The organism is Streptomyces sp. NPDC045026 (genome assembly GCF_056432625.1).
Map to the genome: position 1 here is coordinate 1 of NZ_JBWKIS010000009.1, position 11767 is coordinate 11767.

Here is an 11767-nt window from a genome sequence, read left to right on the forward strand (position 1 = left end):
CCCCCATCTTCGACCTCGTCGACTACGGCGTCGTCGGCGACCTCTTCGACGTCGTCCCCCAGCTCACCGAGGAAGTCAACACCCGCAAGGGCTGAGCTTCTCCGGGCAGGTGACGGGGCCGCGTGGTGATCTTCACCGCGCGGCCCCGTTGGCGTACAGGGACCATTGACGCAGGTGGCGAGCGCAGATAACTTCGCTATACGGATTATTGATTCCGTGAAGCGGAAACTCTGAACGTCGAGCGTGTGGAGGATGCAGGAATGGGTCAGCAAGAGAAGGTGGCAACGAGCCTCGCCGGAGCAATCAGCGAGGGCATCAGCGCTTCCCTCGCGCCGGTGGACGCGGAGCTGGAGCGCCGCTACCCCGGAGACCCTGGCACCCGGCAGCCCGTCCACACCGTGTACGTCCCCGGTGAGCAGTTCGACGCCGACACCATCCGCACCTGGGGCGACAAGGCCCTGGCGATGCTCGACGAACACGCCCCGGACGCCGCCTCCTTCGCCGCGGTCCTCGGCCTGGGTGACGACCTCGCCGAGGCCGTCTACACGCGCGTGCGCGCCAAGCTGGAGCGCGAGCCGGTCGAGGACCTGCGCGTCGACTTCGAGGACGGCTACAAGGGCCCCGACGAGGACCAGGACGCCGCCCGCGCCGCCCGGCTGATCGCCGAGGCGTACAAGAACGGCACCGCCGCCCCGTACATGGGCATCCGCATGAAGTGCATGGAGGCGCCGGTACGCGACCGGGGCATCCGCACCCTCGACATCTTCCTGTCCGGCCTCATGGAGGCGGGCGGCCTCCCCGACGGGCTCGTCCTCACGCTCCCCAAGGTCACGTACCCGGAGCAGGTCACCGCCATGGTCCGGCTCCTGGAGGCGTTCGAGAAGGCGCACGGTCTCGAGGCGGGACGCCTCGGCTTCGAGATCCAGATCGAGACCAGCCAGTCCATCCTCGCCGCCGACGGCACCGCCGCCGTCGCCCGCATGATCGACGCCGCCGAGGGCCGCGCGACCGGACTGCACTACGGCACCTTCGACTACAGCGCCTGCCTCGGCGTCAGCGCCGCCTACCAGGCCAGCGACCACCCGGCCGCCGACCACGCGAAGGCCGTCATGCAGGTGGCCGCCGCCGGCACCGGAGTCCGCGTCTCGGACGGCTCCACCAACGTCCTGCCCGTCGGCACGACCGCGAAGGTCCACGACGCCTGGCGCCTGCACTACGGCCTCACCCGCCGTGCCCTGGCCCGCGCCTACTACCAGGGCTGGGACATGCACCCGGGCCACATCCCGACCCGCTACGCCGCTGTCTTCGCCTTCTACCGCGAGGGCTTCGAGTCAGCCGCCGCGCGCCTGGCCGCCTACGCCGGTCACCACGAGGGCGGCGACGTGGCGGACGAGCCCGCCACCGCCAAGGCGCTCGCCGGGTATCTGCTGCGCGGTCTCGACTGCGGCGCCCTCGACACGGGTGAGGTCACCCGGATCACCGGCCTCACGCTGGCCCGCCTCCAGGGCTTCGCGGGACCGCGCCGCGGCGACCTGACCGCGCAGGAGCGCTGACCGTCCCGGTCCTGTCACGCGCATCCGGTCCTGTCACCGCTGCCCCGTAGGCTGTACGCCACTGAAACAGGCGTCGGCAAGGACGGGGCAGCGGTGTCTTCGGGGGATCGGGAAGAGACGGGAGGAGGCGGCCGCCTCCTCGCCGGGCGGTACCGGGTGCGGGGCCAACTCGGCCGCGGCGGCATGGGCGTCGTGTGGCGCGCCGTCGACGAGGTGCTCGGCCGCGAGGTCGCCCTCAAGGAACTGCGCACCTACTCGGACGCGGCCGGGTCCGAACTGGCCGACCTGGGCGTGCGCATGCAGCGCGAGGCCCGCGCCGCAGCGCGCGTGCGCCACCCCGGCGTCGTCGCCGTGCACGACGTCACCGAGGTCGACGGCCGGCCCCTCATCGTCATGGAGCTCGTCGACGGTCCCTCCCTCGACGACGTCCTGCGCGATCAGGGCCCGCTCGACCCGCGCGAGGCCGCGGCGATCGGCGCCAAGGTCATGGACGCCCTCGCGGCCGCGCACCGGGCCGGGGTCCTGCACCGGGACGTGAAGCCGGGCAACATCCTCCTCGACCGTTCCGGCCGTGTCGTCCTCACGGACTTCGGCATCGCGACGATGGACGACCCCGGCGACGGCTCGGCGACCCACCTCACCCGCAGTGGCGAACTCGTCGGCTCCCTCGACTACTTGGCCCCCGAGCGAGCCCAGGGCCAGGACCCGGGCCCGGCGTCCGACGTATGGGCCCTCGGCGCCACGCTGTACGCGGCCGTCGAAGGAGCATCGCCCTTCCGGCGCACGTCCACCTGGTCGACGCTCACCGCGATCGTCGTCGAGCCGCTGCCCGAACCCCGGCGGGCCGGCCCCCTCACCCCCGTACTCCAGCAGCTGATGGCCAAGGATCCGCTGATGCGGCCGGACGCCGATCGGGCCCGGCAGCTCCTCGAAGCGGTCGCCGCGGCACCGGCCGACGCCGCCACGGCCGCGCTCCGCCGGCCCGAGCAGCGCCCTCGGGAGACGACGGTGCGCAACGTCCCGTCCGTGCCGCCGCCCGGCTTCGGCCCGGCGCCGACCCCGGTGAACGCCCCGCTGCCTACCCCCGTGAACGCCCCGCCGTCCGTCGAGCCGCGCAAGCCCCGCCGTACGCGTGTGCTGCTCGCCGTGGCGGCCGTGGTCGCCGTGCTCGGGGCGGCCGGCGTGACCGTGGCCGCGCTCAACGGGTCCGACGACAAGGGGGACCGGGCCGCCTCATCGGGTGCGGCCACCACGGGCACGCCGGAAGCGGACCACAGTCGTGGCGCCCTGGACGGCACGGGGAAGCCCTCGGGCCAGGGTCATGAGAAGTCGCGTGAGCCGGATGACGGCAAGGTCTCGGAGAAGCCCGGCCCGAAGCCGTCCGCCGGCCGGCCCGTACCCTCCGCCTCCACCCCGCCCGCGCCCCGCCCCACGAGGAGCGGCACCACAGGAGGGGGCGGCGGCGGGGAGAGCCCGACAGCGGCTCCGGCCTGCCACTCCGCCGGCGGCGGCAAGTACAACTGCACGGTCTGGCGCACGTCCGACTCGTACACCGCGTCCGGCGCCCGCGCGGGCGTCCTGAACGCGGGCACCAACTACTTCTACTGTCAGCAGAACCTCGGACGCCGCGAGACGTACGGGCAGTGGACGAACGTCTGGTGGGCGAAGACGGACGACGACAGCGGCAACACGAACGTCTTCGTCAGCGACGTCTACGTCAAGGGTGGCAACGACAACGCGCCGCTTCCCGGGCTCCCTGTCTGCTGACCGTCCGCAGAGCCGCCGGCGGGCTCAACTGTCAGTCGGCCGGGGGCAGTTCGCCCGAGCCGCGGGTGATCAGTCGGGTCGGCAGTTCGATCCGCTCCGGGACCACCGACACGCCGTCGAGCTGACGGAACAGCCGCTCGGCGGCCGTGCGGCCCAGCTGCGCGGCGTCCTGCGCGACGACGGTCACGCCGGGGCGCAGCAGATCGCCCAGCTCGATGTCGTCGAACCCGACGAGCGCGACCGGGCGGGTCACCTCCGACAGCACGCGGACGACGGTGACCGTCACCCGGTTGTTGCCCGCGAAGATCGCCGTGACCGGCTCGGGCCCCGCGAGCATCTCCTCGGCGGCGCGCCGCACCCGCTCCGGATCGGTCACGCCGAGCGACATCCACGCGTCCTCGACGACTATCCCGGCGTCCTCCATCGCCGTCCGGTAGCCGCGCAGGCGCTCGGCGGCGGTGTGGATGCGCGGCTGGTCGCCGATGAAGCCGATGCGGCGGTGGCCGTGCGCGATCAGATGCGCGACGCCGTCACGCGCGCCCCCGAAGCTGTCGGACAGGACCACGTCCGCGTCGATCTTCCCGGCGGGACGGTCGACGAACACGGTCGCGATCCCCGCGGCGATCTCGGGCTCCAGATAGCGGTGGTCGTCACCGGCCGGGATCACCACGAGCCCGTCCACCCGGCGCGCACAGAGCGCGAGGACGAGCTCCTGCTCGCGCTCCGGGTCCTCGGCGCTCGACCCGTTGATGAGCAGCGCGCCATGGGCGCGGGCGACCTCCTCGACGGCGCGGCTCAGCGGTCCGTAGAAGGGGTCGGCCAGATCCTCGAGCACCAGGCCGATGCTCGCGGTCCTGCCCTTGCGCAGGACGCGCGCGCTGTCGTTGCGGCGGAAGCCCAGGGCCTCGATGGCCTCCTGGACGCGGCGCTCGGTGTCGGGGGTGACTCCCGGTTCGCCGTTCACGACGCGGGACACCGTCTTGAGGCCCACCCCGGCGCGCGCCGCGACGTCCTTCATGGTCGGGCGGTTGCCGTAACGGCTGTCGGGGCGGCGGGTGGTGCGGTCCACGGTGGGCTGTCCTGTCCTGTCGTCGCTGCGGTTCCAGGGGGTTCATGATGCTGTATGGGGATGTGGCGTCGAGCATAGGCCCTGGACAACGTTGTCAGATGCGGGAGAGACTATCCATCGCATATCCGACCTGCCATTTCACCAGGGGATCTCACACTGATGCAGACCGACCTCGTCGCCGCGCTCGACATTGGCGGCACCAAGATCGCCGGGGCCCTGGTGGACGACCACGGCCGCATCCTGCTGCGCGCGCAGCGGCCGACTCCCGCCCAGGAGGACGGGAACACGGTGATGCGGGCCGTCGAGGACGTGCTGCGCGAGCTGACCGAAGCGCCGCTGTGGGTGCGGGCGCGGGCCGTGGGGATCGGCAGCGCGGGTCCGGTGGACGCCACCACCGGCACGGTGAGCCCGGTCAACGTGCCGGGCTGGCGCGACTTCCCGCTCGTGGACCGGGTCCGCGCGGTCACCGGGGGCCTGCCGGTGGAGCTGGTCGGGGACGGCGTCGCGATGACGGCCGCCGAGCACTGGCAGGGCGCGGCGCAAGGCCATGACAACGCGCTGTGCATGGTCGTCTCCACGGGAGTCGGCGGCGGCCTGATCCTCGGTGGCAAGCTGCACCCGGGACCCACGGGCAACGCGGGCCACATCGGCCACATCAGCGTCGATCTGGACGGGGACCCGTGCCCGTGCGGGGCGCGCGGCTGCGTGGAGCGGATCGCGAGCGGGCCGAACATCGCGCGGCGCGCGCTGGACGGCGGCTGGCGGCCCGGCGCGGACGGCGACGTCTCGGCCGCGGCGGTGGCCGCGGCCGCACGCGCGGGCGACAAGGTGGCCATCGCCTCGTTCGAACGCGCCGCCCAGGCGCTCGCCGCGGGCATCGCCGCGACGGCGACGCTCGTGGAGATCGACATCGCGGTGATCGGCGGGGGAGTGGCGAAGGCGGGAGAGGCGCTCTTCGCGCCCCTGCGCCGCTCGCTGCGTGACTACGCGACGCTGTCGTTCGTGCAGCGCCTCACGGTGGCCCCGGCCCGTATGGGCACGGACGCGGGCCTTGTCGGAGCGGCGGCGGCGGCGCTCACGCGCGACCGGGACGTGTCGGCGCTCTGAGGCGGCGTCACCTGAGTTCGAAGGGCCGGTGCCGGGGCAGGAAGCTCTGCCCCGGGGCCGGCCCGCTCTGACGCGTCAGCAGGTCAGGGTCGCGTCCCCCCAGTCCGCGTGGTCGTAGTCCACGCCGTCGCCGCCGTCGGTCACCACGAGGCGAACGGTCTGCGCCCCGCTCACGTCGGCCGACAGCTTCGCCGCCGCGTCCGCGTTGGTGAGAACACCGGTCGACGTCACCTTCTTGCCGTCGGCCCAGATCTCGAACGTCACGGTGCCGTTCGTGCCCGTCTCGTCGTCGACGCCCACACTCGCGGTGACGCTTTCGCACGTGCCGCCCGTGTAGAACTCGACGGCACTGTCCGCGTGCACGCCGAGCCCCTTCGGGTGGACGACGCCACCGATCGTGATCGGATGCCCGTCGCCCGCGTCGCTCTCCCCGTTGCTGGTGTTGCGCTCGACGGGCCCGTACCCGTTCGTCGTGGACAGCCACGGCAGATCACCGAGCGACGACGCCCCGGCGGGCGGAGCGACCACCACGTGCGCGGTCAGTGGCAGCACGCTCTGCGCACGCACGCCGCTCGGTGAGCGGTAGGTGGCCTTGAGGGACAGGTCGTACGCCCCGGCCGCGGTCCCGGCCGGCGCATTCACCGTCCACGACGTCGTGAGTGCCTTGCCCGTCGGCACGGATCCGGCGCGGGTCGGCGAGGTCGGCTCGACGTTCCACCCCGAGGGCCCGTCCAGCGCGACGGACACCTGGCGTGCGGGCGTGCGGCCCAGATCGGTGACCGACGTCGTGAGCCGAGCGGCCTTGCCTGCCTCGACGAACGGAGCGCCGTTCAGGCCGAGTTCGACGGCGGGCGGGTTCGCGGCCCACTTGTCGTCGGCGGCTACCCGTACCAGTACGGTCCCGTGCGCGGGAACGGTCGCGGAGATGGCCCCGGCGGTGTTGTAGCTCTTGTGCTGCCACAGATCGCGCAGCGTGTAGGCGCTCGCGTGCGGCAGTCCGACCGCGTCGGCCGATGTGGTGATCCGCTGCGCGCTGCCCGACTCGTTGAAGAGCGCGACGACGCGGCTGCCGTCCTTCATCTCCTTGGCGACGACCCAGCGCCCGTCCTCGGAGGAGAGCACGGAACCCTGCTTGCCCAGCGGGTCCTGGTCGACCGCGATGACTTCGCGATTGCTGAGGATGTCGAGGGTCTCGGCGGAGGCCTTGCGCAGGTCGGTGCCGATCAGCAGCGGTGACGCCATGATCGACCACATCGAGAAGTGCGTGCGGTACTCGGTCGCGGTCATGCCGCCGTTGCCGACCTCGAGCATGTCGGGGTCGTTCCAGTGTCCGGGCCCCGCGTACTGCGCGAGCGGCAGATTCTGCTTCATCAGGGAGAGCATCGAGCCCCAGCTGTCACTGATGTCACCGGTGGTGCGCCACAGATGGCCGACGTCAGCGGCCCACTCCCAGGGCTTGTTGGAACCCCATTCGCAGATGCTGTAGACGATGGGCCGGCCCGTGGCCTTCAGGGCGTCACGCATCGTGCGGTAGCGCTGCTTGGCGTCCACGCCCTGGTTATTGCAGTTGTCGTACTTGAGGTAGTCGACGCCCCAGTCGGCGAACTGCTGGGCGTCGCTGTACTCGTGACCGAGGCCGCCCGGGAAGCCGATGTCGCTGCACGTCTTGGTGCCCGCGCTCGTGTAGATGCCGAGCTTGAGGCCCTTGGAGTGGACGTAGTCGGCGACGGCCTTGATGCCGCCCGGGAAACGCGCGGGGTCCGGCACGAGCTTGCCGTTCGCGTCGCGTTGCGGCAGGGCCCAGCAGTCGTCGAGGTTGACGTACTGATAGCCCGCGGCCTTGAGCCCCTTGTCGACGAAGATGTCGGCGATGCCCTTGACCATGACCTCGTTGAACTCGGCGCGGCAGTGCGTGGAGTTCCAGTTGTTGAAGCCCATGGGAGGGGTCTGCGCGAGGCCGTCGGCGAGCGTGGGCGAGGCTTCCTGTGCGCTTGCGCTCTGCGGGCCGGCCGCACCGGAGTGCGGCGGGTCGGCGACCGCGGCCGGCGCCGTGATGCCCGCGGCACACAACAGCCCGGTGGCCAACGCTCCGACGACTCTTCGGCGGGTGGTGCGAGAGGTGCGCGTGGGAAGGTGACGCATCGTTACGTTCCTCCGTACTCGCGAAAGGTGGGGTGACGTCATGTTCGCGTCAGTGGCGCGCGTTTACGGTAGGCCGTGTTGGACTCTGTTGGAAGAGAAGCGGTAACGGTTGCCCGATGCGCCGTCAGAACCCTTGACGATCTCGGGAGTTGGGAGTGGGATCCAACCCTCGCGTTCGGTTGTGTTGGGTTCGGCCCCAGGAGGGGGACATGGCACAGTCATCGTTCTACGGTTCTGGCGCGCCCGGGAGCGCGACAGGACATCGGATGTCCCGTCGGGGTCTTCTGCGGGGGGCGGCGGTGGGCGCCGGTGCGCTCACGCTTCCGGCACTGCTCACTGCGTGCGGGGAGGGCCCGGGCGGTGACAAGAAGACGGTCACCGTGGGGTCCAATGCCTCGGACGCGGTGCCGAAGAAGGCGTTCGCGGCGGCCTTCACGGCGTACGAGAAGAAGTCCGGGAAGAAAGTCGACGTCAACACCACGGAACACAACGAGTTCCAGACGAACATCACGCGCTATCTCCAGGGCACCCCGGACGACGTCTTCATGTGGTTCGCCGGCTTCCGCATGCAGTATTTCGCCGAGAAGGGCCTCCTGACCGACGTGGACGACGTCTGGAAGGGCCTCAAGGGCTTCTCGCAGGCGCTCAATGACCAGTCCACGCACGACGGCAAGCAGTTCTTCGTGCCGTACTACTACTATCCCTGGGCCGTCTTCCACCGGAAGAGCCTCTTCGAGAAGCAGGGCTACGAACAGCCCAAGAACTGGGACGACTTCATCGCCCTCGCGAAGAAGATGCACAAGGACGGCACCCCGGTCGCGTTCTGCGACAAGGACGGCTGGCCCGCGATGGGCACCTTCGACTACATCAACATGCGCCTGAACGGATACGAATTCCACAAGGGCCTCATGGCCGGCACGGAAGCGTGGACCGACACCAAGGTCAAGAAGGTCTTCGACCTCTGGCGCGAACTCATGCCGTATTACCAGAAGGGGGCGCTCGGACGGACCTGGGAGGAGGCCGGGCAGGGCCTGCAGAAGCGCCAGACCGGCATGGCGGTCTTCGGGATGCCGCACCCGGGCCAGCAGTTCCCGGAGAACGAGCGCGGCGACATCGATTTCTTCGCGTTCCCGGAGATCGATCCCCAGTACGGGCAGGACGCGGTGGAGGCTCCCATCGACGGATTCCTGATCGCGAAGAAGGCCAAGAACGTCGACGCGGGCAAGGCGCTCCTCAAATACCTCGGCACGCCCGGGGCCGAGGACATCTATCTCGCGGGCGACCCGAACAACGTCGCCGTGAACGACGGCGCCGACACCTCCAAGTACAGCCCGCTGCAGAAGAAGTCGGCCGAACTCGTCTCCGGGGCCAAGCAGATATCGCAGTTCATGGACCGTGACACCCGGCCCGACTTCGCGCAGACCGTGATGATCAAGGCGCTTCAGGACTTCATCGGAAATCCGAACGACGTCGACGGCCTCGTCAACCGGATCGAGCGGCAGAAGAAGGAAATCTTCTCGTCCGCCGTCAGCTGAGTAGTGGGGGAATGCGTTCCGTGGCGATGAACACCACGCGGCGCGCGGGGCGGCGGAAGTCACGGCGTTTCTCGCGCCGTGACCTCGCCGTCCTTGCCGTGCTCCTGGGAATACCCGTACTGCTCGACATCGTCATCATCTGGGGCCCCACGCTCGCCTCCATCGGCCTGTCCTTCACGTCGTGGGACGGCATCGGCGACATCCACTGGGTCGGCGGAAAGAACTACCAGAACCTGGTCGACAACTATCCACCGTTCTGGCCGGCCGTGCGGCACAACCTCCTGTGGCTCGCCTTTCTCGGCCTCATCGCCACGCCCTTCGGCCTCTTCCTCGCCGTACTCATCGACCGGGGCGTGCGCTTCAGCCGCTTCTACCAGTCGACCCTCTACATGCCGGTCGTGCTCTCACTGGCCGTCGTCGGATTCATGGCGCAGCTCATCCTCGGTACCGACCAGGGCGTCATCAACACCGTTCTCAACAATCACGAGAATCCGATCGACTGGCTGGGCGACTCCGACATCAACATCTGGATGATGATGCTGGCCGCGAGCTGGCGGCACACCGGCTACGTGATGATCCTTTATCTCGCCGGCCTCAAATCCGTCGACCCGACGCTGAAGGAAGCCGCGGCGATCGACGGCGCGAACGCCCGCCAGACCTTCCTTCGCGTCGTCTTCCCGACCCTGCGCCCGGTCAATGTCATCGTCGCCGTCATCACCGTCATCGAGTCGCTGCGCGCCTTCGACATCGTCTACGCCGTGAACAAGGGCCGCAACGGCCTGGAACTGCTGTCCGTCCTCATCACGGACAACGTCATCGGCGAGGCCAGCCGCATCGGATTCGGCTCGGCGATCGCGGTCGTCCTCCTCACGGTCTCCCTGGGATTCATCGTGACGTTCCTGGTCCAAGAGCTGCGAGGTGCGCGCGACCGATGACCGCCGACATCCGTACGACATCCCCCGCCGCCCGGGGCCGCTCGGTGGCCGGCGGCGACCGGCGCGGTGAACACCCGCGCAGGCGCGGCCGGTTCGGGGTGCACATCTTCCTCATGGGCGTCTCGCTGGCGTTCCTCGCGCCGCTCCTGCTCGCGGTCTACGCCTCGCTGCGGCCCTACGAGGAGACGGCGCAGCACGGGTACTTCTCGCTGCCCAGACACCTGTCCTTCGACTACTACCGCGAGGCCTTCAGTGACTCGGGGATGGGCGAATACTTCAAGAACACCCTGATCATCGCGGTCCCGGCCGTCCTGATCACACTCTTTCTCGCCTCGTTCGTCGCCTTCGCGGTGTCACGCATCAAGGTGCGCGGCGGAATCGTGCTCCTGATGTTCTTCACGGCGGGAAACCTGCTGCCGCCCCAGGTCATCGTCACCCCGCTGTACGTCCTCTTCCTGAAGATTCCACTGCCCTGGTGGATGTCGGACTCGCTGACGATGTACGACTCGTACTGGGCCGTGATCATCGTCAACATCGGATTCCAGCTGGGGTTCTGCGTCTTCGTCCTGGCGAACTTCATGCGGACGCTTCCCCAGGAGATTCTGGAAGCGGCGATCGTCGACGGCGCGGGCCTGTGGACGCAGTTCTGGCGCATCACGCTCCCGCTGTGCCGCCCCGCTCTCGCGGCACTCGGGACGCTCGAATTCACCTGGATCTACAACGACTTCCTCTGGGCCCTGATCTTCATCTCCAATCCCGACAAACTCCCGATCACCTCGTCCCTCAACAACCTCAGGGGCCAATTTTTCACGGACTACAACTTGCTGGCCGCCGGGTCGGTCCTCGTGGCCCTCCCCACGATCCTGGTTTTCCTGCTCCTGCAGAGACACTTCATCGCGGGGCTCACGCTGGGGTCCAGCAAGGGGTAGCGATCGCAACGAGAGGTCCTAGTCCTGTCGTGCCGCCGCCTCGACGGTCGGGGCCGGGTCGAAGAGTGACAGCAGGCCCGTCACCTCCAGCAGCCGTAGCGTCAGGGGCCGGTCGCAGACCAGTCTGAGGCGGCCGCCGCGGGACTCCACGCGGCGGCGGGCGCGCATCAGGAGGGTCAGGCCCGAGCAGTCGAGGAACGTCGTGCGGTTCAGGTCGATCACCACGGTGGCGGACGGGCCCGCCGCCACCGTCTCCAGCAGGGCGAGGGAGCTCTGGAGCGCGACGATGTCGACCTCGCCGCGCAGTTCGACGACGACGCAGTCATCGGTCTCGTAGACCACCGGAGGCGCCGGGGGCGCGTCCGTGCCGCCTCGGCGCTGTTCACCCTGTCGCATGGATCCCCTCGGCCGCACCGGCACACGTCATGGGGAGAGCGCTTCCGTGCACCTTCCGGAGTCAGGTCTGGGAGTGCGGCCGGCGGGCGGCCTGGCGCAGGGACTTCTCCACGTCGTGCCGGTTCAGGCCCTGTTCCTGCGCGTACGCCGTGACCGCCTTCTCGACCTTGGCCGCCGCCTCGAACCAGGCCTCCCGCTGCGCCTGACGCTCCCCGTCATCGAGATGCTCCAGGGTGCGTCCCTTGTCGTCGGCGTCGTGCTGCAAGCGAATCAACTCTTCGGGAAGGTCCACGGAGCGGATCCTAAGCGGCCCTTGCGGCTGGTTCACGGACCT

Annotated in this window: 10 protein-coding genes; 6 read left to right on the forward strand and 4 right to left on the reverse strand. The window is 69.7% G+C overall.

What is annotated here, in order from left to right:
* Positions 1-260: 260 nt before the first annotated feature.
* On the forward strand, positions 261-1553 hold the full coding sequence (locus AC07EJ_RS20575) for a DUF6986 family protein (RefSeq protein ID WP_393581676.1): 1293 nt from the start codon (positions 261-263) through the stop codon (positions 1551-1553).
* Positions 1554-1646: 93 nt separating this feature from the next.
* On the forward strand, positions 1647-3320 hold the full coding sequence (locus tag AC07EJ_RS20580) for a serine/threonine-protein kinase (protein WP_389484720.1): 1674 nt from the start codon (positions 1647-1649) through the stop codon (positions 3318-3320).
* Positions 3321-3351: 31 nt separating this feature from the next.
* On the opposite strand, the gene AC07EJ_RS20585 is transcribed toward AC07EJ_RS20580, so the two are convergent.
* Positions 3352-4389: a LacI family DNA-binding transcriptional regulator gene (locus AC07EJ_RS20585; RefSeq protein ID WP_389484723.1), complete on the reverse strand. Its 1038-nt coding sequence runs from the start codon at positions 4387-4389 to the stop codon at positions 3352-3354.
* Between the two features lie 159 nt (positions 4390-4548).
* On the opposite strand from AC07EJ_RS20585, the gene AC07EJ_RS20590 reads away from it, so the two are divergent.
* Positions 4549-5496: an ROK family protein gene (locus AC07EJ_RS20590; RefSeq protein ID WP_478884665.1), complete on the forward strand. Its 948-nt coding sequence runs from the start codon at positions 4549-4551 to the stop codon at positions 5494-5496.
* Between the two features lie 75 nt (positions 5497-5571).
* On the opposite strand, the gene AC07EJ_RS20595 is transcribed toward AC07EJ_RS20590, so the two are convergent.
* On the reverse strand, positions 5572-7638 hold the full coding sequence (locus tag AC07EJ_RS20595; RefSeq protein ID WP_478884666.1) for an NPCBM/NEW2 domain-containing protein: 2067 nt from the start codon (positions 7636-7638) through the stop codon (positions 5572-5574).
* A 266-nt stretch (positions 7639-7904) separates the two neighbouring features.
* Between AC07EJ_RS20595 and AC07EJ_RS20600 the strand changes: the two genes are divergently transcribed.
* From AC07EJ_RS20600 to AC07EJ_RS20610, 3 genes are read left to right on the forward strand one after another with little or no spacing between them, the layout of a single operon-like run.
* Positions 7905-9173, forward strand: a complete 1269-nt coding sequence (locus AC07EJ_RS20600) for an ABC transporter substrate-binding protein (RefSeq protein ID WP_478884667.1) — start codon at positions 7905-7907, stop codon at positions 9171-9173.
* Positions 9174-9199: 26 nt separating this feature from the next.
* On the forward strand, positions 9200-10108 hold the full coding sequence (locus AC07EJ_RS20605) for a carbohydrate ABC transporter permease (protein ID WP_389484895.1): 909 nt from the start codon (positions 9200-9202) through the stop codon (positions 10106-10108).
* The gene (locus AC07EJ_RS20610; RefSeq protein ID WP_389484733.1) at positions 10105-11037 is read left to right on the forward strand and encodes a carbohydrate ABC transporter permease; all 933 of its coding nucleotides are present in this window, start codon (positions 10105-10107) and stop codon (positions 11035-11037) included. Before AC07EJ_RS20605 ends, AC07EJ_RS20610 begins: the two co-directional genes overlap by 4 nt.
* An 18-nt stretch (positions 11038-11055) precedes the next feature.
* Here the strand turns inward: AC07EJ_RS20610 and AC07EJ_RS20615 are convergent, their stop codons facing one another.
* Positions 11056-11433 carry an STAS domain-containing protein gene (locus AC07EJ_RS20615; protein ID WP_389484735.1) on the reverse strand — a complete coding sequence of 126 codons (378 nt, stop codon included), beginning with the start codon at positions 11431-11433 and terminating at the stop codon, positions 11056-11058.
* Positions 11434-11494: 61 nt separating this feature from the next.
* Entirely contained in the window at positions 11495-11725 is a 231-nt protein-coding gene (locus AC07EJ_RS20620; RefSeq protein WP_389484738.1) for a hypothetical protein, read from the reverse strand.
* Positions 11726-11767: the final 42 nt, after the last annotated feature.

Bases quoted from the DNA above. Each gene is read 5' to 3' on its own strand.
- AC07EJ_RS20575 (WP_393581676.1), top strand. From the start codon at position 261: ATGGGTCAGCAAGAGAAGGTGGCAACGAGCCTCGCCGGAGCAATCAGC.
- AC07EJ_RS20590 (WP_478884665.1), top strand. From the start codon at position 4,549: ATGCAGACCGACCTCGTCGCCGCGCTCGACATTGGCGGCACCAAGATC.
- AC07EJ_RS20595 (WP_478884666.1), bottom strand. From the start codon at position 7,638: ATGCGTCACCTTCCCACGCGCACCTCTCGCACCACCCGCCGAAGAGTC.
- AC07EJ_RS20600 (WP_478884667.1), top strand. From the start codon at position 7,905: ATGTCCCGTCGGGGTCTTCTGCGGGGGGCGGCGGTGGGCGCCGGTGCG.
- AC07EJ_RS20605 (WP_389484895.1), top strand. From the start codon at position 9,200: ATGAACACCACGCGGCGCGCGGGGCGGCGGAAGTCACGGCGTTTCTCG.
- AC07EJ_RS20610 (WP_389484733.1), top strand. From the start codon at position 10,105: ATGACCGCCGACATCCGTACGACATCCCCCGCCGCCCGGGGCCGCTCG.
- AC07EJ_RS20615 (WP_389484735.1), bottom strand. From the start codon at position 11,433: ATGCGACAGGGTGAACAGCGCCGAGGCGGCACGGACGCGCCCCCGGCG.